Origin of the sequence: Pseudoalteromonas sp. SM9913 (assembly GCF_000184065.1) — a bacterium.
Classification (GTDB): domain Bacteria; phylum Pseudomonadota; class Gammaproteobacteria; order Enterobacterales; family Alteromonadaceae; genus Pseudoalteromonas; species Pseudoalteromonas tetraodonis.
In genome coordinates this window covers 1-23,752 of record NC_014803.1, presented here as the reverse complement: position 1 = coordinate 23,752, position 23,752 = coordinate 1, and the positions used below count along the sequence as shown (strand labels likewise).

Annotated in this window: 20 protein-coding genes; 3 read left to right on the top strand and 17 right to left on the bottom strand. The window is 40.1% G+C overall.

The annotated features are described in order from the left end of the window. Positions 1–24: 24 nt before the first annotated feature. The 9 genes from PSM_RS00100 to PSM_RS00060 form a co-directional block, all read right to left on the bottom strand. Positions 25–240 (bottom strand): EF-hand domain-containing protein, encoded by a 216-nt coding sequence (locus PSM_RS00100; protein ID WP_013463661.1) that lies wholly within the window; start codon positions 238–240, stop codon positions 25–27. A 64-nt stretch (positions 241–304) separates the two neighbouring features. Then, positions 305–517 (bottom strand): EF-hand domain-containing protein, encoded by a 213-nt coding sequence (locus tag PSM_RS00095; RefSeq protein ID WP_013463660.1) that lies wholly within the window; start codon positions 515–517, stop codon positions 305–307. A 138-nt stretch (positions 518–655) separates the two neighbouring features. Further along, entirely contained in the window at positions 656–868 is a 213-nt protein-coding gene (locus PSM_RS00090; RefSeq protein WP_013463659.1) for an EF-hand domain-containing protein, read from the bottom strand. A 70-nt stretch (positions 869–938) separates the two neighbouring features. Further along, positions 939–1,151, bottom strand: coding sequence for an EF-hand domain-containing protein (locus PSM_RS00085; RefSeq protein WP_013463658.1), 213 nt, complete (start codon positions 1,149–1,151; stop codon positions 939–941). A 513-nt stretch (positions 1,152–1,664) separates the two neighbouring features. Beyond that, complete coding sequence (locus PSM_RS00080; RefSeq protein ID WP_013463657.1) at positions 1,665–2,327, bottom strand: flagellar brake domain-containing protein; 663 nt, start codon at positions 2,325–2,327, stop codon at positions 1,665–1,667. A 24-nt stretch (positions 2,328–2,351) separates the two neighbouring features. After that, positions 2,352–3,803, bottom strand: coding sequence for a TrkH family potassium uptake protein (locus PSM_RS00075; protein ID WP_013463656.1), 1,452 nt, complete (start codon positions 3,801–3,803; stop codon positions 2,352–2,354). 93 nt (positions 3,804–3,896) lie between these two features. Further along, entirely contained in the window at positions 3,897–4,511 is a 615-nt protein-coding gene (locus tag PSM_RS00070) for a YigZ family protein (RefSeq protein WP_013463655.1), read from the bottom strand. 99 nt (positions 4,512–4,610) lie between these two features. Next, positions 4,611–5,933, bottom strand: coding sequence for a Xaa-Pro dipeptidase (gene pepQ / locus PSM_RS00065; RefSeq protein ID WP_013463654.1), 1,323 nt, complete (start codon positions 5,931–5,933; stop codon positions 4,611–4,613). A gap of 117 nt (positions 5,934–6,050) precedes the next feature. Beyond that, positions 6,051–7,937: a lytic transglycosylase domain-containing protein gene (locus tag PSM_RS00060; protein WP_013463653.1), complete on the bottom strand. Its 1,887-nt coding sequence runs from the start codon at positions 7,935–7,937 to the stop codon at positions 6,051–6,053. 303 nt (positions 7,938–8,240) lie between these two features. Between PSM_RS00060 and fadB the strand changes: the two genes are divergently transcribed. The 3 genes from fadB (at position 8,241) to tusA (ending at position 12,067) form a co-directional block, all read left to right on the top strand. Further along, on the top strand, positions 8,241–10,400 hold the full coding sequence (fadB, locus tag PSM_RS00055) for a fatty acid oxidation complex subunit alpha FadB (RefSeq protein WP_013463652.1): 2,160 nt from the start codon (positions 8,241–8,243) through the stop codon (positions 10,398–10,400). 4 nt (positions 10,401–10,404) lie between these two features. Beyond that, positions 10,405–11,574 carry an acetyl-CoA C-acyltransferase FadA gene (gene fadA / locus PSM_RS00050; RefSeq protein ID WP_013463651.1) on the top strand — a complete coding sequence of 390 codons (1,170 nt, stop codon included), beginning with the start codon at positions 10,405–10,407 and terminating at the stop codon, positions 11,572–11,574. Positions 11,575–11,824: 250 nt separating this feature from the next. Next, complete coding sequence (gene tusA, locus PSM_RS00045; protein WP_013463650.1) at positions 11,825–12,067, top strand: sulfurtransferase TusA; 243 nt, start codon at positions 11,825–11,827, stop codon at positions 12,065–12,067. Here the strand turns inward: tusA and PSM_RS00040 are convergent. The 8 genes from PSM_RS00040 to dnaA form a co-directional block, all read right to left on the bottom strand. After that, positions 12,064–13,821, bottom strand: coding sequence for a hypothetical protein (locus tag PSM_RS00040; protein WP_013463649.1), 1,758 nt, complete (start codon positions 13,819–13,821; stop codon positions 12,064–12,066). The genes tusA and PSM_RS00040 overlap by 4 nt on opposite strands. Before the next feature lie 68 nt (positions 13,822–13,889). Then, positions 13,890–14,342: a hypothetical protein gene (locus PSM_RS00035; RefSeq protein WP_013463647.1), complete on the bottom strand. Its 453-nt coding sequence runs from the start codon at positions 14,340–14,342 to the stop codon at positions 13,890–13,892. A gap of 79 nt (positions 14,343–14,421) precedes the next feature. After that, complete coding sequence (gene glyS, locus PSM_RS00030) at positions 14,422–16,491, bottom strand: glycine--tRNA ligase subunit beta (protein ID WP_013463646.1); 2,070 nt, start codon at positions 16,489–16,491, stop codon at positions 14,422–14,424. A 2-nt stretch (positions 16,492–16,493) separates the two neighbouring features. Then, positions 16,494–17,396, bottom strand: a complete 903-nt coding sequence (glyQ, locus tag PSM_RS00025; protein ID WP_013463645.1) for a glycine--tRNA ligase subunit alpha — start codon at positions 17,394–17,396, stop codon at positions 16,494–16,496. Positions 17,397–17,537: 141 nt separating this feature from the next. After that, on the bottom strand, positions 17,538–19,964 hold the full coding sequence (gyrB, locus tag PSM_RS00020; RefSeq protein WP_013463644.1) for a DNA topoisomerase (ATP-hydrolyzing) subunit B: 2,427 nt from the start codon (positions 19,962–19,964) through the stop codon (positions 17,538–17,540). A 12-nt stretch (positions 19,965–19,976) separates the two neighbouring features. Next, the gene (gene recF / locus PSM_RS00015; protein ID WP_013463643.1) at positions 19,977–21,071 is read right to left on the bottom strand and encodes a DNA replication/repair protein RecF; all 1,095 of its coding nucleotides are present in this window, start codon (positions 21,069–21,071) and stop codon (positions 19,977–19,979) included. A 15-nt stretch (positions 21,072–21,086) separates the two neighbouring features. After that, complete coding sequence (dnaN, locus tag PSM_RS00010) at positions 21,087–22,190, bottom strand: DNA polymerase III subunit beta (RefSeq protein WP_008112965.1); 1,104 nt, start codon at positions 22,188–22,190, stop codon at positions 21,087–21,089. Between the two features lie 13 nt (positions 22,191–22,203). Further along, positions 22,204–23,592, bottom strand: coding sequence for a chromosomal replication initiator protein DnaA (gene dnaA, locus PSM_RS00005; protein WP_041695548.1), 1,389 nt, complete (start codon positions 23,590–23,592; stop codon positions 22,204–22,206). Positions 23,593–23,752: the final 160 nt, after the last annotated feature.

The following is a 23,752-nucleotide window of genomic DNA, read 5'->3' as shown; positions in this document are numbered from 1 at the left end:
TAGTGGAGTATGATGGGTTAATACTTATTGTACTCTTGCAAACTCTTCTTTAGAAAGTTCACCATTTCCGTCGGTATCTAAATCATCAAAAATGTTCATTAGTTGTTTATTAGCGGCGGCTTCCTGCTGGCTAATTACACCATCGCCATTACTATCAAAAGAGGCAAAATCTACCGCTGCATAAGCTGCTGATGATGACGCTAATACTAAAATCGCAAGTGTTGTGTTTATTGCTTTCATAATAAGTCTCCTATAAGAGAGAAATCCTTTTCTGAGATCCCTGTGCAATGAAAAAAGTCAAAAATTAAAAGTTTGCAAACTCAGCTTTAGAAAGCTCACCATTACCGTCAGTATCCAGCTCAGTAAATGCGGCTGTTAAATCAGCGTTTACAGCGGCTTCGCTTTGACTAATAGCACCGTTACCATCAGTATCAAGCATGTCAAAGTCGCTTGCTGCAAAAGCAGCTGATGAAGAAGCTAGCGCGATAAGTGCAAATGTTTTATGTAATGTTTTCATAATTTAATCCTTCAAAATGTAATGCAATGGTCTATCAAAAAATTGTGTCTGGCTATCACGGTCCTTGTTATTCTCTTTCATAGGCTTCCTTGCCTATTTAGGTTGTCTTTGGCAACTCAGAATATACTTAGCCTTGCCTTATGCTTTCGAAAATTCTTCTTTTGATAGCTCACCGTTTTGGTCAGTATCAAGCTCTGAGAACATGCTCATTAATTTTGCATCAACCGATGCTTCGCTTTGGCTAATAGCACCGTTGCCATCGGTATCTAGTGTGTCGAAGTCGCTCGCTGCAAAGGCTGCTGACGAAGAAGCAAGAGCGATAAGTGCAAATGTTTTGTGTAATGTTTTCATAATGAGTATTCCTTAAAATCGTTTAAATAATGAGGGAGCTTTTAACTCCCAAAACTTTAATAGCTTAGGGTTATGCTTTAGAGAACTCTTGTTTTGATAACTCACCGTTTTGGTCAGTATCAAGCTCTGAAAACATGCTCATTAATTTTGCATCAACCGATGCTTCGCTTTGACTGATTGCGCCGTTGCCGTCAACGTCTAGCGTGTCAAAGTCGCTTGCTGCAAAAGCGGCTGATGAAGAAGCCAATGCGATAAGTGCTAAAGTTTTATTAATGCTTTTCATAATCTATCTTCCTTCAAAGTTTATGTTTTATGCGATTAAGTGTTTTACTTTAAATCACGTTTCGTTCAATACAGCCTGACTATTACAACTTCGATGCCAAAAATATAAAAACCATAATTTTCAATACATTAACCAGCAACTAGCTGAAAATGGCGCTATTTAACTCGTTATTTTGTTGCTTTTTAGCAACAGTAGATAAGGCAATAAAATTAAAACAATAAAAATCAAAGAGTTGAGTTTAGGGAAAACCCCACACAGTCGGTGAGCAACCGCTAAAAAAGAGGATTAAATAAACAAAAAGGAAGGTGAGTTGAGTTTAATTTTGTTATAAACAAAAAAATTAGAATAAAAAACATATTTAACTAATTGTTTTTAATGAATTTATAAAATAAATTTGAAATGGCTTTTAAAAATAACAACAACACATGGCTATTTGTTGCAAAAGAGCGAAAATGTTAGAGCTTGTTGATATTTTAGAATTGTAAAATGTTTAGCGTCGAAAGATAACTGGTCTTATACAATTTCAACTTCAAGTGCATTAGGGTCAATGAAGTGATCCCCCATCAGGGCTTTCATTTGCTCTTCACTGGCAAATAATCGAATTCCGCAATATATGCCCTTAGCATGTTTTTTCACACTGCATATTTGCCCTTCGTGCTTTGTATCTTCATCAAACACTACGATGCAACGCATATCTTTAATGTCGTCGATTTCTTGGGTTGTTTTAATATCAAACATAACACCCGTTAACGAAATATCTTTTATAACACCTTCAAAGGAAGGGCGATCATCCGATAATTTTAACTTGGCTGGAAACAGCGTCGGTATACGCGCTTGCGAGCGCAGTTCAAATAGCTGTACTTGTGAAGGATAGTCGATAAACAATAACTTAGCCGGGTGAGATGCTACAGACATAAGCTGCTGACGAAACGCTAAAACATGCCCACCACTGCCCTCTATAAGCGCTCTTACCACCACCATCACACCATCGCGTAAATAATCACTTGCCATGGGGAGCCGTTTTGCATTGGGGTAATTTAAAACAATAAACTTATTTTCTAATAAGCCTATAAACTCTGTTTTTACGCGTCGGCTACTCGTGGGGGTGAGGATTTCTAAATCAACTATGCCACCCGTGACGATTTGGTTTAACTTTTCCAAATTGGTTTTTCGCATATTTCCTTCCTGATATTTATAACGTTATCCACGCCAAAATGTTGGGGTAAATAGCACAAGTAAGGTAAATATCTCTAAACGACCAAATACCATTGCCACGGTTAATATCCATTTTGCAGTATCGGTAATAGCGCCATAATGAGAAGCAACATCTCCTAAACCAGGCCCAAGGTTATTTAAACACGCTGCCGTTGCTGAGAATGCCGTTATATTGTCTAACCCGGTGCCCATTAACGCTAACATAATAATAATAAAGACTAGTGCATAAGCCGAGAAAAACCCCCATACCGCTTCAACTACTTTATCTGGTAGCGCCTTTCGTCCTAACTTTATAGAGTATATAGCTCGAGGATGCACTAAGCGGTTTAGCTCTCGCACCCCTTGTAGATAAAGTAAAAACACGCGCACTACTTTCATACCGCCGCCAGTTGAACCAGCACAGCCACCAATAAAACTAGAGAATATTAATAAAATAGGTAAAAACAAAGGCCAAGCAGAAAAGTTATCTGTGGCAAATCCTGCGGTGCTGCTTATAGATACAGCTTGAAACAATGCCTGATCGAGGGTTTCATCGCCATTGGCATAAACATCGTGAGATGAAAGTACCGTGAAACAAATCACCACCAGCGCGAGCTGAATACATAGAAACACTTTGAATTCAGGGTCACGAATGTAGACACTAATATTACGACTCGCTACAGCAGCATAATGCAGAGAAAAGTTAATGGCTGCGATAATTAAAAAGAACACACAAATAAAGTTAATTACTGGGCTATCAAAATGCCCCATTGAAGCGTCATAAGTAGAAAAACCACCAATAGCCACCGTAGAAAAAGCGTGGCAAATTGCATCAAACCAATTCATGCCAGCGCTCCAATACGCCAAAGTACATGCAAGGGTAATAGACACATAAATATACCAAAGGTGTTTAGCGGTGTCGGCTATACGCGGGGTCATTTTGGAATCTTTAACGGGGCCTGGAATCTCAGCCCGATACAACTGCATACCACCTACGCCAAGCATCGGCAGGATTGCTACCGCTAATACAATGATCCCCATACCACCAAACCACTGTAATTGTTGGCGATAAAACAATACCGATTTAGGCAGATACTCTATACCGGTCAGCACGGTAGCCCCTGTTGTGGTTAAGCCAGAAAAAGCTTCAAACACGGCATCGGCTAAAGAGAGGTTGGGTTCTTGTAAAAATACCAGCGGTAAGGAGGCAAACGCGCCTAGTACTAGCCAAAACAGAACCACGATTAAAAAGCCTTCGCGGGCTTTTAAATCGCCATGCTCATGCCTATTTGGGTAATAAGCCATTAAGCCAATAACAACACTGAATATAAAGGCTAAAACAAACGGCACCCCTCCACCATCTTTATAAATTAAAGACACTAGCGCTGGTGGCACCATAGTAATACTGAATAGCGCAACCAATTGGCCAAGAATTTTTATGATGGTACGAAATTGCATTGAGCGTATCGCTTTTTTATTAGTAAATTAAAATAACTACTGTATGACTCGAAATTTAATGTTTAATCATTAAATGGGATGAATGTAAGACTATTACTCTTTGATTGTTAACTCAACTGCGCCGTGGCTTAAATCAAAAATATCTTTGATGGCTTGCTGCGCTTGGCGACTATCAATGGTAATAGTCCACTCAATATTTGCAGTAAACTGCTTTTCAATATTAAGTACCTGAAAGTTCGTTTTTAAATGTTGCTCTATCGCCCCTTGCATACTGTATTCACTAAAGCCCACCAGCTCAGCGCTCGGCACTTTCACCACGGTTTGTAGTTTTGCTAAGGCATTATTGAGTGAACCACCATAAGCACGCACCAGCCCACCCGTACCGAGCTTTATACCTCCAAAATAACGTGTTACCACAGCGGTCACTTCACCTAAGCCTGAGCCCACTAGCACATTAAGCATGGGTTTACCTGCGGTGCCATTGGGCTCCCCGTCATCAGAAAAACCATAAACATGGCTGCCACCTGGGTTACCTGCAACATGTGCCCAACAATTGTGACGTGCATCACTGTATTTTTCTTCAATATTTTTAATAAAGGCTTTCGCAGCATTTAGATCGGGCGTGTGACCTATATGAACGATAAAGGTACTTTTTTTAATTTCTTCTTGATGAAATACAGCTTCGGCTGGGTATTTATATTCAGACATAGCACTTACTTAGGCTTTAATTAAAAAAAATGGGGCCAAAAGGCCCCTTTGTATCCGTTTATTTTAGCGCGTATTGACTAACTCGTCTTTAATAAGGATTTAGTCGAGTAATAAATTACGCGTCATATTTTCTAGGCTATCTTCGTGAACAATAATATTGTCCTCGATACGAATACCGCCAAAAGGTTTAAACGCCTCGACCTTTTCCCAGTTAATAAACTGCTTATTGTCTGTTTGTGCTAAATCACCTAATAAAGAGTCAATAAAGTACAAACCTGGCTCAATAGTAAATACTTGGTTTTTCTCAATTAAGCGAGTACAGCGCAAGAATGGATGACCCTCTGGTGGCGCTTGATGTGCCCCTGTTTCATCACGCATAAAACCACCCACATCGTGAACCTGTGCACCTAAATGATGCCCTAAGCCATGCGGGAAGAAAGTTGAGGTAATTTGACGCTCAACAATTTCGGCTGCAGGTAGTTTAACAATATCAAAATCACTTAATAGCTGAGCAATACGGTTATGACAATCAATATGCAGATCGCCATACAGTAAACCTGGCTTTAAGCTTTTTCCTAACTCAATTTGATGCGCTGTCATAGCGTTAACTAAGTCAGCAAACTCACCCTGCTTTTTAAAGTCGTAGGTACGGGTAATATCCGCAGCGTAACCATTAAAATTAGCGCCCGCATCAATTAAAAATGAATTATGCGTTTGTGGTGCTTTTGGCTCAAAATGGGTGTAGTGCAAAATAGCGCAGTTTTCGTTAAGTGCCACAATATTGCCATATGGCATTTCGTTTTCACTTTGGCGCGTTGCCATTAAGTAAGCTTGCTGAATATCAAACTCGCTACCACCATTAAAAAACGCATCACGCGCTGCTTTATGGCCATCAACCGCAATACGATTCGCATTACGTAAACATTCAAGTTCATATTGCGTTTTATAAGCACGGTGGTAATGAATATAGTTAAGTACTGGCTCAGGGTTCATAATACTAAAGCCAAGTGCTTGTGCTACTTCGAGGTATTCACCAATGTAGGCAAATTTAGCTTTATCGTAAGGTAGTAGCTTTTCAACCTGATCGGGTTGTAATAACAATTCAATATCGAAGTATTCTGCCCAAAAATCTCTTGGCTCATCAGGTACTTTATGCCAAAAATCAATTGGGCGATAAAAAATAAGTTTTGGCTTATCGCTACCATTTACCACAATCCAGCAATGTGGATTATCAATAACCGGTAGCCACGCTTTAAAATGAGGGTTAACTTTAAACGGGTAATACATATCATCTAAAAATTGGCGCTTAGCTTGGCCTGAATGAATGACTAATCCTTCTAACCCTTCTTGCTCACAAATAGTACGTGTACGCTGCTGCAATGTTGCAATATGTTCGGCGTATAAAACGGCTAATTTTTCCATAATAAACCCATCTGTTAAATTTAACTTGCTTTGAGTCTACCACTTATACACAAAGCGCTCAAAAAAGAGGGATACTTACTGTGTAAATATCCCTCTGTGGTTGTAGATTTATTTTTACTATCCGCCCATCGTCATTTCTAATATGGGGGCTAGAAGGTTTCCCTCCCGACCAAGGCGAGTATGATAAACCTGCCGATAAGCAAATACATTTTTTACATAATCTCGGGTTTCTCTGTAAGGAATAAGTTCAACCCATAGCTCAGCCGGCATTGCTTCTTCTGGTAACCAACGCTTAATACGATGATACCCAGCGTTATAAGATGCTGTAGCTAACACCTCATTGCCGTGGTTTTTCTTTTTTAAATACTGTAAATAACGAGTCCCAAGACGAATGTTGGTTTTTGGTTGATACAAACGACGATTAGAAACCGTGCCTTTATTAATATACTTTGCCGTACTCGGTAATAGCTGCATTAACCCGCGTGCATTTGCATGGGAGCGCGCATCAGGTGCAAATGAGCTTTCGCGACGTGCTATAGCAATACTCCAAGTTAGGTCAATTTTGCTTCGCTTGCTGTAACGCTCAAACATTTCTTGAAATGCAAAAGGGAAACGCAAATCCACATAATCCCATGCTTTTATTTTTGCTAGGGTGAATATAGTACTATCAAACCAATCCAGCTCGGCTGCAAGTACCGACGCAGCTAATTTTTCATCATCAGCTGAGGTATCAGTTAAATAATTCCACTCGCGTCGAGCAGCAGTAAAGCGCTCTAACTCATACAAAGCTTTGGCACGCTTAAAGCCCGGTGCATTACTCACTCTTGTTACTAAAGCTTGATTTACATTAACGGGCAACTCATTTAAATCAACCGGTATGCCCAAACGTGCAGCGGCTAAAAAGCCGTAATAATCACGATTAGCGGCCACTTTAGTCCAAATTGCCTTGGCTTTTTCATGATCTGCGCGTTTGTCATAACTATAAGCAAGCCAATACTGTTGCCCTAAGCTAAGATTTTCTTTACCTGTAAAAAATGCCGCAATTCCCTCCCAATCTTGGGTTTTGAGTAGATTAGCTAACTGCCATTGCATTAATTTACGATCTTGGCGCTCTTTGGGTACTTTATTTAAATAGAAGCTCGCTTGGCTATGGCCGCTCGACGCCAATGAAAGCGCAAAGGTATAATATACATCCGCTTTTTCATCATCAGTGTAATCAAATAACCCCTCAATTTTTTGCCATGCCTTTAATGCCAACTCTTTATCACGCCAAATTAAACGCTTAATACCGTAAAGCGCTATTTCACCCTCTTTCACTGTTTTGCGCTTATAACGGTATAACCCCGCCGCTGCACTTGGGTCACGTCTTACTTTTGAGTATAAATCGGCTAAGTAGCGCTCATTGGCTGGCAACAATGTTTTTAAATAAGGCAGTAAACGATAAGACCCACCTTGTGCCGCTAAAGTGACACGTTGCCAAACAACATCGGGCGTTAAATAACCATTTTGACGCCAGCGTTTAAAAAGGCCATCGCATTCACTTGGCTGCGACTCACCCACTGTCCATAAGTCGGTTACCTGATTGAGTATTGCTTTTTTAGGCGCACCAAGATCAAGCTGAAAAGTAAGGTGGGTACAAGTAAGCTCACTGTCAGAGGTTTCACGGTAGTTTTTAATAAACGCTGCTTTTTGATTTCTGCGTTTTAAATAGTTTAACCATGCTTTACGCACTGGCCACTCTAATGGCGTATGTTCATAAATAGTGAGAAAATTTTCTATCTCTGTTTGGTGGGCTAAGCTTGGGTAACGTTCCCAATAGGCTTTTTCAACATACGGTTTAAGCGGATGAGACAATGAATCCACCGCTTCTTTAAAATTTTGATAATTGCCATAGCGCGCCTGTTTTTCAGCGTCTAAAAATGCATCAATATCAGTTTTCGCGTTGGCAGAGGGGAAAGAGAAAAATAGAGTCGCTGCCGCTACGCTTAATAAGTATTTTTTCATAATGTCCTTTAGGGCATAGTAACCTTCAAGGCTGACGAAGTGTGGCGAAGAGTAAGTAAACAACAGCACATACACAGCTGTACTATTTATTCTAATAAAACCCAAGCTATGAACACTAAGACAGCGCAATAAAATGAATAAAGAAAACTTTCAAACCCACCTTAGCACCAAACCAGCTATATTTTAACCAGACGTTTGTAACCAAGATAAATTTTTCGTTGCATTTTTAATTTAAAGCAAGCACACTGGTCTGAATATGAACTCATCGTACCAGTCTTAGTTCATCAACTAGGGAGAATAATAATGTTATATAAAAGCGATTCCTTTGAAGTTAGCTTCGTGAAGGAAAACATCGCCGAGTTTAAGTTTTGTGCTACAGGTTCTGTAAACACATTATCACAACAAACTCTTTCAGATTGCGCGGCAGCATTAAAAGAATTAGCCGCTAACGCTGATATTAAAGGCATGATTTTTACCAGTGATAAAGACCACTTTATTATTGGTGCAGATATCTTCGAATTTTTACCTACTTTTACTAAACCTGAAACAGAATTAGTAACGTGGATCAAAAATGCAACTGACGTTTTTGATGCAATTGAAGATTTACCATTTCCAACACTAAGTGTTATAAACGGCTTGGCGCTTGGCGGCGGCTGTGAGTGGGCACTTGCTACCGATTATCGTGTTGCAAGTGACTCAGCAAAAATGGGTTTACCAGAAGTTAAATTAGGCATAATGCCTGGATTTGGCGGTACAGTGCGCCTTCCGCGCATTGTTGGCGCCGATAACGCGATGATGTGGATCACCACAGGTAACGAAAATCGCGCAGCTGATGCCCTTAAAGTAGGTGCGTTTGACGCAGTAGTTAGTGCCAACAAACTACAAGAGTCAAGTATAGCAACATTAGAATTAGCGATTGCTGGCAAGCTAGATTGGCAAGCAAAACGCGCTGTAAAATTACAACCGCTTAAATTAAACCGTGTTGAGCAAGGCATGAGCTTTGCAATGGCAGAAGGTATGGTAATGGGTAAAACCAAAGGCCACTATCCTGCTCCAGTTATGGCCGTTCGCACTATTAAAGCAGCAGCAAACTGCTCACGCGCAGAAGCAATGGCAATTGAAAATGCCAACTTTGCAAAGCTTGCTCGTACCAACGAAGCAGCCGCGCAAACAGGTATCTTTTTAGCGGATCAATACATTAAAGGTAAAGCACGTAAATTTGCTAAGCACAGCGATGTAGAAATTAAACAAGCTGCTGTATTAGGCGCAGGTATTATGGGCGGCGGTATTGCATACCAATCTGCTTATAAAGGTACACCAATCATAATGAAAGACATCCAACAGGATGCACTTGATTTAGGTATGGGTGAAGCGTCTAAGCTATTAGGTGCAAAAGTTAAGCGCGGCCATATGCCAATGGAAAAAATGCTAGCAACGCTTAGCAAAATCAAACCGACGCTTAATGATGCAGACCTACAAAACGCCAACATTATTGTTGAAGCGGTAGTAGAGAACCCTAAAGTGAAGCAAGCCGTACTTGCTGATCTTGAAAAGAATATGCCTGAAGGCACTGTGCTCACGTCAAATACATCGACTATTTGTATTGACCTACTTGCAGAAGCACTTGAAAAACCAGAAAACTTCTGTGGTATGCACTTTTTCAACCCAGTACCAAAAATGCCATTAGTAGAAATTATCCGTGGTGCAAAAACCTCAGATAAAACCATTAATGCCGTAGTTGATTACGCACTTAAACTAGGTAAATCGCCGATTGTTGTTAACGATTGCCCAGGCTTTTTTGTAAACCGTGTTTTATTCCCTTACTTTGCAGGCTTTAGCAAATTAGTGGTTGAAGGCGCTAACTTTGCAAAAGTAGATAAAGTCATGGAAAACGTATTTGGCTGGCCTATGGGTCCGGCTTACCTACTTGATGTAGTCGGTATTGATACTGCTTTCCATTGTACTGGCGTAATGGCAGACGGCTTCCCTGAACGTATGGCGCGTGCAGAGAAAGATCCAGTGACTGTTTTTGCTAACGAAAAACGTTTTGGTCAAAAGAACAAAGCAGGTTTTTACAAGTATGAAACAGACCGTCGCGGTCGTCTTAAAAAATCGCATGACCAAACAGCGATTGAACTACTCGCACCAATTACAGACGCACCAAAAGAATTTGATAAACAAGAAATCATTGACCGTTGTATGATCCCAATGATCAACGAAGTGCTACTTTGTTTACAAGAAGGCATTGTTGCTTCTCCTCAAGAAGCTGATATGGCACTTGTATACGGTGTTGGTTTCCCTCCATTTAGAGGCGGCGCGTTCCGTTACTTAGATCAAACAGGTTTAGCTAACTTTGTTGCAGCAGCAGACAAATACGCTCACCTAGGTGCGATTTACCAAGTATCAGAGCAAACTCGCAAGTGGGCTGAAGAAGGCCGTGTTTTCTATAAGGTGGAAGGTTAATATCATGAATAATCCAGTAATTGTAGATTGTATCCGCACACCAATGGGTCGCTCAAAAGGCGGCGTATTTAAAAACAAACGTGCAGAAGACTTAAGCGCTCATTTAATGAAAGGCTTATTAGAACGTAATCCAGCAGTTGACCCTGCGTCAATTGACGATATTTATTGGGGTTGTGTACAGCAAACTTTAGAGCAAGGCTTTAACGTTGCACGTAACGCATCTCTACTTGCAGGCATTCCACATTCAGTGCCAGCAACCACAGTGAACCGTTTATGTGGCTCATCAATGCAAGCATTGCATGATGCTGCTCGCGCTATTATGACTGGCGCTGGCGATACTTACCTAATTGGTGGTGTTGAGCACATGGGCCACGTACCTATGACTCACGGTAACGACTTTCACCCAGGCTTAGCTACATCAATTGCACAAGCATCTGGCTCTATGGGTTTAACTGCTGAGTACCTTGCTACTATTCACGGTATTAGCCGTGAGCAACAAGATGAGTTTGCTTACCGCTCGCATCAACGTGCACATGCTGCAACAGTTGAAGGGCGTTTCCGCCGCGAAATTTTAGCAATGGAAGGTCACGATGCTGACGGTTCACTTATCCTTGTTGAAGATGATGAAGTAATTCGCCCTGAAACAACCGTTGAAGGCTTATCGCAACTTCGTCCAGTATTTAACCCTGCTACGGGTTCTGTTACAGCGGGTACGTCTTCAGCACTTTCTGATGGCGCATCAGCTATGTTAGTGATGAGCGAAGAAAAAGCAAAAGAACTTGGCTTACCAATTCGTGCATATATTCGCGCGATGGCCGTTGCCGGTTGCGATCCATCAATCATGGGTTACGGCCCAGTACCAGCAAGTAAAAAAGCATTGGCACAAGCTGGTATTACTATTGATGACATCGATGTTGCTGAACTTAACGAAGCATTCGCAGCACAATCATTACCCGTACTTAAAGACTTAGGTTTAGCGGATGTGGTTGACGAAAAAGTGAATTTAAATGGCGGCGCTATCGCACTGGGTCACCCGCTGGGTTGTTCGGGTTCGCGTATTAGCACCTCACTTATTCACTTAATGGAAGACAAAAACGCAAAATACGGTTTAGCGACTATGTGTATTGGTTTAGGCCAAGGCATCGCAACTGTATTTGAACGTGTTCAAGACTAATTAGTGTTGAATATGTAAAACCAGCTTGGTGATTAAAAAGGCGAACTAGCGCAAGTTAGTTCGCCTTTTTTATGCCACCCGCTTTTGCAGGTTTAAAATGAATAATGTGATCGGGTGCATTAAATTTATTTCAGGTTATCTATTAATAAGTTGAGCTGTTTTGTTATACGTAAAATAGTTAACCAACAGCTTTATTTGCGCTAAACTACCCGACCTAACCAAGCCACGACTATTTTTGCAGGTAATTTTTATGAGCTTTGATAACCCCGATCACCAATTAGATGCTACCGGCCTTCGCTGCCCAGAACCTGTGATGATGGTGCGCGCTGCTATTCGCAAAATGAGCGAGGGTGAAACACTGCTTATTATTGCCGACGACCCTTCAACCACCCGCGACATCCCCAGCTTCTGCACCTTCATGGATCACACGTTGGTGGCTAAAGAAGTCGATTCAGTACCGTATAGATATTTAGTGAAGAAAGGGCTACCCTAAACCTTTTGTTGCTTTTTCATTTTATTTAAAACTTTAACCAAGGCTTCAATGAGCTGATTGATCATTCCAATTTTTATTCCACTCTTTTGAAATGTGACTTTACTTAACTCGTTTTTCAACCTCTGTAAAAAGTCAAATTCATCCATTAACCAATCGGTAAGGTTTGCTTTATATCTATCAGTAATGAAATCGCTGTAAAGGTAAATTTGCTCAACAGTCCAGTTTTCTGATACAGCTTTAGCAAAGCATTCATGATCTTTTAAGGTGGAAAATATACTAATAGTTCGATACTCATTATATATTTTCATATCAACTTCCTTTGTCCAGCCCCTGTGGATCTCCTTTTCAATAGCATCAATGGCTTTCAATTCATTAGTTTTCTTAACTTCAGCCAATATACTTTCAAACTTTTGGTTTAACTCTTTGCTCCCGAACTGCTCAAGTTGATATCCGAACCTTCCACTTACCGGAACCGGAGTTTTAAATTTTTTTGGTAGATACTGCTCTAAAATACTTTTTATAGGAGGCTTGCCATCAATGGATATGCCTTTAACACTTTCAATAAACTTATATTTAAATAGCTCATTTATAACATCAACAGAATTAAACCAACGTAATAATTCAGGTTCCTTTTCCTTAATTATATTTACAAGCTGGTTTACATAATCAGGTATTTTTTCTTCATCCGCTTCTGTTAGGATTGTAATCCCCCTCTTCAATAATAAGTCGATAGTTAAAACTTGGACTGGATAATATTTTTGTAAAACCTCTTCTATACTGAATGTCTTACAGAAAGCTATGTGCTCAACCAATAATTGAGATTCTATTTGCGGAAGGTTTAGATGCTCCTCAATATTACTGACATTAGCTTTATCTTTCTTCTCTGTATCAAAACCTGGAATTTTAAAGTTTATATTTTCTTTTGACTGAGATTTTATTTTTTCAACATTACAACCTAACTCCATTTGCATGAAATAAATTTTCATCACATCACCAAACAAAGCTTTTCTACCTTCCAAAATATCTAGGTTACTTGAACTATCATCACTTTCTATTTCCTCAATTAAAGAACAATACTTATTTTTTGCTCGTTTAATTATTCTTATATTTTTCAACTTTAACTCTTCAATCACTCGTGCTGCGTGTACTTTAAGTTCCTTCTGAACATCTTCCTTTATAATTTCTAAAAACTCATTTTTGCTAAGTTTAAACTCAACAATACCCGCAAAGTTTTTTTCAAGTAAAGAATGTTTATTATCAAACTTTAATTCACTAGTGTTTGTTGCAAAAATAAATTTTAAATTATGATTTTTTTCAGAAAGGTTTTGACAGATTCCTACAATTTCTTTTGCAAGATTAGCATTTACTATTCGTTCTAAATCATCCAGTACAATAGTTTTATCCTGAATAGATGAAATAGCCTTTGTGACGGCAACACCTTTAAAGCCTGATACTAACCCTGAGATTAACCCTTTGTTTTCCCCATTAAAGTTCCCTAGTATTTTTTGAAAACCATCAAGAAGTGAGCTTGAATCTGTCGCACTTATATTTTTATTTAGGAAAAATTTTGAAATTAAATTAGAATAAAAGTCATCTATTGAGGCTAAACCATTCAAAGATAAATAAATATAGCCTTCGGGCTCTATTAAATTATTTTCGATCCAATATGTTTTACCTGAACCCCACGCCCCATTTAACAACACCATCTTAGGCATAGAATTATCGGCGAATAGTTGCTCTATTTTCTTTTTCATTTAACGTCCTTGTCACAAATCTATCAATTCACTCGGGCAACTGAAAGCTGACGGCTTATAGCTTACAGCTATTTTTTAGTTATCGTCACTTGCGGCTCATCGTAGTCACTAAAATCAATACTGACTATGTACGACCCTTTAATCGCTGGTGTGTAGCTAAAGTAATTATAAATGGTATTACAGTCGGCGCGTGTTGATTGGCCAAGTGTTAGGCTTTGCCCTGATGGCTGTGAATCGCTGTAGCCACAGTTAAAACCTTCACTAAAATCTGCATCCGCTATTTTAAATTCGTACACTTTGCCTGGGGTCGAAAACCTAACTTGGGCTTGGTAAAGCGCAGGGCCGACTTGTTGAAATTGATATTGAGGTTCTGCATCCCATAATGTGAAATCCCCTCTTAAATAAATACTGCGATCCAATTCTTGCTGCGGCAACACGTCGTTAATTGAAATTTGGCTGGTACAAGCACTCAATAAGCCCACTAAGGCTAACGTGAAAATGCGTTTCAATGGGAGCTTCATGGTGAATCCTCTATTAACTAATATAAATAAAACACTAAAAAGCCAGCATAATGCTGGCTTTTTAAATAGCTATTGGCTGTTATTTTTGTAATACAGAAATATCTGCAATTTCTAAAAATAACCCACTTAACTGACTTAAAAGCGCAAGGCGGTTTTGCTTAACCGCTTCATCGTCGGCCATTACCATGACATTGTCAAAAAAGTTATCAACACTGTCACGAATACCAGCTAATTGGCTTAATGCCTCTTGGTAGTTTCCATCGCTGTATAGTGGCGCTAAGTCGGTAGCAAATTTTGCAACTTGAGAAGCCAGTACTTTTTCTGCGTCGTCACTTAGTAAGCTCTGATCAACATCACCTTGCGTTGTAATATTGTTTTTAGCAAGAATATTACTTACACGCTTATTAGCGGCTGCAAGCGATTCTGCGGCGTCTAACGTACGGAAATGGCTAACGGCTTTAACTCGGCGGTCAAAATCAACAGGCTTCGTTGGACGGCGCGCAAGTACCGCTTGAATTACATCTACCTCAATGCCTTCATCTTGATACCAAGCACGGAAACGCCCTAGCATAAATTCGAATACATCGGTTGATACATTTAGGTTAGTCAGCTTTTCACCAAACAAGGTTTGTGATTTAGCAACCAGGTCTAAAATATCAAGTGGTAGCTGCTTTTCTACCATGATACGTAATGCACCAATGGCCGCACGACGAAGTGCAAATGGGTCTTTATCACCTTTTGGTGCTTGGCCTATACCAAAAATACCCACCAGCGTGTCAAACTTATCTGCAATAGCCACTGCACAGCTGATCAAACTCGTTGGTAAGTTATCGCCGGCAAAGCGTGGCATGTACTGCTCGTTTTGCGCAACAGCGACATCTTCAGCTTCACCGTCATGACGTGCGTAATGCATTCCCATTACACCTTGTACGTCGGTAAATTCCATCACCATTTCGGTCATTAAATCGGTTTTACTTAATAAGCCAGCACGCGCTGCTAGTGCTTTATCTGCACCTAGTTGCTCTGCAATGTAACCGGCAAGTTCACTGATACGCTGTGACTTATCTTTAAGTGTGCCCAACTGCTTTTGGAATAAAACGCTGTCTAGCGACTCAAGTCGGCTTTCAAGTGTTTTCTTTTTATCTGTTTCAAAGAAGAACTGCGCATCAGCTAAACGCGGGCGCACTACTTTTTCGTTACCAGAAATAACCACACTTGGATCTTTACTTTCGATGTTAGAAACAAACAAAAACTTATTTAAAAGTTTGCCGTTTTGATCTAATAACGGAAAGTATTTTTGATCGTCTTTCATGGTGTAAATAAGCGCTTCGGCTGGCACATCTAAAAATGCTTCTTCAAATGTAGCTGTTAGCGTTACTGGCCATTCAACCAATGAAGTAACTTCTTCAAGTAAATCTTCATCCATAGCAACTACGGCATTAACTGCTTTTGCTGCGTCTTCTATTTGCGCACGAATTTGTGCTTTACGCTGTTCGTAGTCAGCTATCACGTAAGCTGATTTAAGTACGTCAAACACATCATCAGCATGGTTAATGCTAATTTTTTCTGGATGATGAAAACGATGGCCTTGCAGTTGATTGCTCACTTGCTTACCCAGTATCTCACCTTCTATTAGCTCACTACCTAGTAGAATAGTGACTGTATGCACAGGGCGAATAAATTGTGTTTTATTCGCGCCCCAACGCATTGGTTTAGGAATAGGTAATTTAGCAAGCGCTTTACTAATTGCATCAGCCATTAGTAATTTGGTTTCTTGCCCTGCTACTTTAGCAATATGTAATAGCCATGCGCCTTTATCGGTTTCGAGTGTTTGCGCATCTTTTACTTCAATTCCACAACCACGAGCCCAACCCATGGCTGCTTTGGTTGGGTTGCCCTCAGCATCAAATGCCGCTTTAATTGCAGGGCCGCGTTTTTCAACTTCTTTGTCTTGTTGTTTAGCGTCTAGCGCTTTTACTTGTAAACCTAAACGACGAGGCGATGCATACCAGCTCACACCTTGGTGAGCAAGTTCTAAGCTTTCAAGTTCTGCTGTTAAGTTTGCAGCAAAGGCTTCGGCTAATTTTCGAAGTGATTTTGGTGGCAATTCTTCGGTGCCAATTTCTACTAATAAATTTTCTGCTGACATGCTTACTTATCCTTACACAGCGGGAAACCAAGCGCTTCACGTGCATCGTAATAACTTTGTGCACACGCTTTTGATAATGCACGAACGCGTAAAATGTAACGTTGACGCTCGGTCACAGAAATAGCATGACGTGCGTCTAATAAGTTAAATGCGTGCGATGCTTTCATTACTTGCTCGTAGGCAGGTAATGGTAAGTTTGCTTCAATTAACTTTTGGCTTTCTGCTTCGCACTTATCGAACTGTGCAAATAAGTCTTCTACGTTTGCATGTTCAAAATTATAAGTAGACTGCTCTACTTCGTTTTGATGGAATACGTCACCGTAGGTTACGCGCCCTAATGGACCGTCTGCCCATACTAAGTCGTAAATGCTATCTACGCCTTGAATATACATTGCTAAACGCTCTAGGCCGTAGGTAATTTCACCTGTGACCGGTGAGCATTCTAAGCCGCCCACCTGCTGGAAGTAGGTAAACTGGGTTACCTCCATGCCATTTAACCAAATTTCCCAGCCCAGTCCCCATGCACCCAGCGTTGGTGATTCCCAGTTATCTTCTACAAAGCGTACTTCGTGAGTAAGGGTATCAATGCCCATAGCCGCTAAAGAGCCTAAATAAAGCTCTTGGATATTATCTGGAGATGGCTTTAACACCACTTGGAATTGGTAGTAATGTTGTAAGCGGTTTGGGTTTTCACCGTAACGACCATCGGTAGGTCGACGACACGGTTGAACGTAAGCGCTCGACATAGGCTCTGGGCCAATTGATTTTAAAAATGTTTGCGGGTGAAATGTCCCTGCGCCCACTTCCATGTCAAGTGGTTGAATAATGACACAGCCTTGCTGTGCCCAATAATCCTGTAAAGCCAGGATCAAACCTTGAAAGGTTTTAACGTCATATTTTTGCATATTTTGGCTTTTTACTATCTGAGAAGTAGCGTGAAATTACCCTCAGTATACCTTGTGCACACTCAGGTTTTAAGCAGTTTGTGCAATTGAGAAAATAAAAAAGGAGCCTAAGGCTCCTTTTTTGTGATTAGCATAAATTAATTATACGTCTAAGTTAACCACACGCAGTGCATTCGTTTCTATGAACTCACGACGAGGCTCAACTTGATCGCCCATTAACGTAGCAAATAATTGATCCGCTGCAACAGCATCTTCAATCGTTACTTGCAACATACGGCGTGCGCTTGGATCCATGGTGGTTTCCCAAAGTTGATTTGGGTTCATTTCACCTAGTCCTTTATAGCGTTGAATATAGATCCCACGCTTAGATTCTGCGATCAACCATTCCAATGCATCCACAAAGTTATCAACAGGTTTTGTTTTTTCACCGCGTTGGATGTAAGCACCCTCAGTGATGATATTAGCAATATTTTTACCTGTTACAGCAATACGTTGGTAATCTCTCGAAGTAATAAAGTCATAATGAAGTACATGCGCTTTATCCACACCATGCTGACGAATATTCACAACAGGGTAATATAAATTACGCTCTGTATCGTGCTCAGTACCTGCGTGGAAAATAGTTGCATCTTCATCACGCGCAACTAAGTCATCAACAAGCTCTTTAGTCCAAGCAATTACCTTAGCCTCGTCTGAAAGGTCTTCTTTTTTCAGCTCGCTTTGGTAAATCAAACGGTTCATCACTGTGTTTGGATACTTACGCTTTAAGCGCTCGATAACTTTAACGGTGTTTTGGTAATCATGAACGATTGCTTCTAACGCTTCACCATCAACCGCTTCTGCACTATCACTCGTGTAAAGAGCAGCATTACTTAGCGCTAAAGATGTAAGGTAATCAACTAATGCAGGGTCATCTTTAATATAGCGCTCTTGCTTACCTTTTTTCACTTTATAAAGAGGTGGCTGAGCAATATAAATGTAACCACGTTCAACAATTTCCGGCATTTGACGGTAGAAGAACGTTAGTAGCAAGGTACGAATGTGAGAGCCATCCACGTCGGCATCGGTCATGATGATGATACGGTGGTAACGTAGTTTTTCTGGGTTATATTCGTCACGGCCAATACCACAACCTAATGCAGTAATTAGCGTTGCCACTTCTTGTGAAGAAAGCATTTTATCAAAACGTGCTTTTTCTACGTTTAAGATTTTACCTTTAAGCGGAAGAATCGCTTGATTCTTACGGTTACGACCCTGCTTGGCTGAACCGCCAGCTGAGTCACCCTCCACTATGTATAGTTCAGATTGGGCTGGATCTTTTTCTTGGCAATCAGCTAATTTACCAGGTAAACCAGCTAAGTCCATAGCGCCTTTACGACGTGTCATTTCACGTGCTTTACGCGCTGCTTCACGGGCGCGTGCTGCATCAATAATTTTGCCAACAACAATTTTTGCATCCAATGGGTTTTCCAATAAAAACTCAGTGAATTTTTCAGCCATTGCTTGCTCAACTGCCGACTTAACTTCGCTAGAAACTAGCTTGTCTTTTGTTTGTGATGAGAACTTTGGATCAGGTACTTTAACACTCACAACTGCAGTTAAGCCTTCACGCGCATCATCGCCCGTTGCATTACTGGTTGTTTTAGCTTTTTTGTTAAAGCCTTCTTTTTCCATGTAGTTATTAAGCGTACGCGTTAGCGCCGATCTAAAACCAGCTAAGTGAGTACCACCATCACGTTGAGGAATATTATTTGTGAAACAGTAAATGTTTTCTTGGAATGCATCATTCCACTGCATTGATACTTCTACACTAATACCATCTTCTTCACGTTCGTGAGTAAAATGGAATACCCCTTTATGCACTGGTGTTTTATTGCGGTTTAGGTATTCAACGAATGCTCTGATACCGCCTTCGTACTTAAAGTGGTCGCTTTTATTTTCTTCGCGCTCATCGCTTAATATGATACTTACACCTGAATTCAAAAACGACAGCTCGCGTAAACGCTTTGCTAAAATATCGTAATGAAAATCAAGGTTAGTGAACGTTTCGCCACTTGGCCAAAAACGAATTTCAGTACCATTTGTTTCAGAATCACCAATTACAGCTAGTGGTGCATCAGGTACACCCATAGTGTAAAACTGCTCATGAAGTTTACCTTCACGACGAATGGTTAGTTTTAATTTTTCTGATAATGCATTTACTACCGATACACCAACACCGTGTAAGCCACCTGATACTTTATAAGAGTTATCATCAAACTTACCACCGGCGTGTAGCACCGTCATAATTACTTCAGCTGCAGATACACCTTCTTCTTCATGTATAGAAGTAGGAATACCACGGCCGTTATCTCTTACAGATACCGAACCGTCTAAGTGAATAGTGACATAAATATCATCACAGTGACCCGCTAAGGCCTCATCGATAGAGTTATCAACGACCTCAAACACCATGTGGTGTAAGCCCGTACCATCATCGGTGTCCCCTATATACATACCAGGACGCTTTCTTACTGCATCTAATCCTTTAAGTACTTTAATACTCGACGAATCATAATTCTCAGACATGGTTAATCCCACTTATCTTGTTATTAGGTTGCCATGTTTCACGTGGAACATTTTTAGTTCTCGTTGCATGGGTTCCACCACAGCAGAAATACTTTCAGATAAAATTGAAGAAATAAATATTTGAGAACTACAGTGAGTCAATAACTGGCCCACTTTCTCTTTTGTATCTTCGCTTAGTTCTGAAGGTAGATCATCTATTAGCAATATAGATTGCTTATCTGTCTCTGACTCAATTAAGCTATTTTGCGTTACTTTTAACGCATACAACAATAACTTTAATTGCCCGCGTGAGAATACATTCTCAACACTGCTGCCAGCGACACTAAAACTAAAATCAGCCTTATGAGGGCCTTTACTTGTAAAGCCTTGGCGAGAATCTCGCTCAAAACTTTGCTCTAACGCATCACAAAGAGATTCACTCTCTTTCCAGCCCGCATTGAAGCTAATTTCTAAATCGCGTATTAGCGTTAATTCTGCACACATTTTATCAAAAAATTGCTGCTTAAACCTAGTTATATACGCGATTCTTAATTTATTTATTTGTTCAGCCAGTCTAACAAATTCTTTGTCCCAAAACTTGATTTGGTCAAAATAATTCTTAGGCTTAGATTTTAATAAGGCGTTGCGTTGTTTAAGCACTTTATTAAACGATTGCCATAAGAAAAAAAACTCATGTTCCACGTGAAACAAACCTAAGTCTAAAAACTTTCTGCGCTCCTTAGGACCGCCAAAAAATAGTGAGTAGCTTTCTGGTGTTATTATTTGTACCGGCATTAACTGGGCAAGTTCAGATACTTTCCGACTCGCCTTACCCTGGATTTTTAAATTGGTTTCACCCGCTTGGGTTTTACTAATACCAATAGGGATAGATAAATCGTATAACGCTTTGCGGCCATGAATAACAAACTGATCTTGCTGGTGTGCAATAATACTTTTATGTTTAGAAGTTCGAAAAGATTTGCCGTGAGAAAGGTAATATATAGCCTCTAAAAGGCTGGTTTTTCCGCAGCCGTTTTCACCATAAATTATATTAACGCCATTAACTGGTTCTAGCGTCAGCGCCTCAATATTACGAAAATATTTGAGGCTCAAATGACTTAAGCTCATTATGTATTTATAATCTTATAAACGCATAGGCATAACGACGTACATCGCTTCTTCATCGCCTGCACCTTCTATTAGTGCACTGCTATTTGAATCGGCAAGTGTAAATAACACATCTTCAGTTTTTAATGTATTTAATACATCAAGCACGTAAGACACATTAAACCCTATTTCTAGGTCATCGCCCTCGTACATTACTTCAACTACTTCTTCCGCTTGTTCTTGCTCTGGGTTGTTAGCCGTAATTTTTAATAAACCGTTTGATAAGTTTAAACGTACACCACGAAACTTTTCGTTCGATAAAATCGATACGCGTTGAAATGCATTACGTAACCATTCTCTGTTTGCTGTAATAACTTTATCGCCACCGCGTGGTAAAACACGGCGGTAATCAGGGAAACGGCCATCAACTAATTTACTCGTAAAAGTAAACTCAATATCAATAATACGGATGTGGTTAGCACCAAACTGAATAGTGACTAACTCTTGGTCGGCCACCATTAGGCGCATAATTTCTTGCACGCCTTTGCGCGGTATAATTAATTGGCGCTGTGTATTTAATGACTGACCTAGTTGCTTTTGTGCAATCGCTAAACGGTGCCCATCAGTGGCGACTGTTTTTATATCGCTGTTATCAACTTCAAACGACATGCCGTTTAAGTAATAACGCACATCTTGGTTTGCCATTGAAAAGTGCGTGCTTTCAAGTAATTTACGCAACTCTAAACGCGTTAGTTGAAACTCAACCTCACCATCCCACTGCTCTAAATTAGGAAAATCTTCAGCCGCTAATGTGGTCAATGAAAAACGACTTTTACCACTGGTTAAAAGTAGCTGATGGTCTTGCAAGCTTAAAGTAAGATCAGAACCATCCGGTAAACTTTTACAAATATCGAGTAATTTTTTAGCCGGTAATGTGAGCTTGGTATCGGCAACATCATCACCTACAAACACGCTCGCCACTAATTCAATTTCAAGGTCGGTCCCTGTCATTGAAAGCTGGCCATTTTCTACCACGAGTAATACGTTAGATAAAATAGGTAACGTATGCTTACGCTCTATGGCACCCGATACTTGCACCAATGGTTTTAAAAATTGTTCTCTTGATATTGTTATTTGCATAATAAAGTCAGCCCTAAGATGACAATGTTCTTATTAAATTTTGGTAATCTTCTTTAATCTCGTGGCTTTCGTCACGTAATGATTTAACTTTGCGACACGCGTGCAGTACTGTTGTATGGTCACGCCCACCAAAGGCATCCCCAATCTCAGGTAAGCTGTGATTAGTGAGTTCTTTAGATAATGCCATGGCAACTTGGCGCGGCCTTGCTATAGAGCGGCTGCGGCGCTTAGACAGTAAATCAGACACACGTATTCTATAGTATTCTGCTACCGTACGTTGAATATTGTCTATGGTGACTAGTTTATCTTGCAGTGCGAGTAAATCACGCAGTGCTTCTTTTACAAAGTCGATAGAAATTGGGCGGCCGGTAAAGTTTGCATTAGCAATTACACGGTTTAAAGCCCCTTCAAGTTCACGTACGTTTGAACGTAATTTTTTAGCGATAAAAAATGCCACTTCATGCGGTAAATTAATTTTACTTTGCTGGGCTTTTTTCATCAAAATGGCAACGCGTGTTTCAAGCTCTGGCGGCTCAATCGCGATAGTTAATCCCCAACCAAAACGAGATTTAAGGCGATCTTCAACTCCTTCTATCTCTTTAGGATAACGGTCAGAGGTTAAAATAATTTGCTGGTTACCTTCTAATAATGCATTAAAGGTATGAAAGAACTCTTCTTGTGAACGTTCTTTATTAGCAAAAAATTGAATGTCATCAATCATGAGTGCATCAACACTGCGGTAATAACGCTTAAACTCTTCAATCGCATTATTTTGCAGTGCTTTAACCATGTCTTGCACAAAGCGTTCTGAATGCATGTAGACAATTTTAGCATCTGGCTTATTGGCCATAATACCGTTGCCTACCGCATGTAATAAATGCGTTTTACCTAAGCCCGTACCACCGTAAATAAAAACAGGGTTAAATGCAGAGCCAGGATTATCTGCTACCTGAGTGGCAGCCGCTTTTGCTAATTGGTTAGATTTACCCTCAACAAAACTGTCAAAGGTATAGTTTTCTTTAATGTTTGATTTATAACCCGATTTAGGAGCGGGCTCAACAACTGGCTTTTGTTCTCGTGGTTGTTGTTTTGCCGTTGCTTGCGTACTTGGTGCTGATTGTGATTCAACTACCGGCGCAGCTTGTGCATTTAATAGCGGCTTGCTGCCTACATCAAAGCGTAATTCAGGGGCTTCTACACCACAAATTTCAACCAGTAACTCATTTATTCTATTTAGGTACTTTTCTCTTACCCAATCAAGTACAAAACGATTAGGCGCATAAATCGTCAAGGTATCTTCGGTACTTTCTGCTTGAAGTGGTCTGACCCACATACTAAATTGCTGCGAAGGCAATTCATCTTGCAATACATATAAACAACTTTGCCAAACCGACAGATACACAGTAAAACTCCCAGAGATATAATTTTTATTCCCGCACATCAATAATGATTCAAAAATCACACCTGTATTGCGTTTAAATGGCTCAATAAGCAGCCCAAGACCGACTATTATGAATGCACTTTATCCACAAGTAAAAGATTGATTTTTATAAAATTGTTGA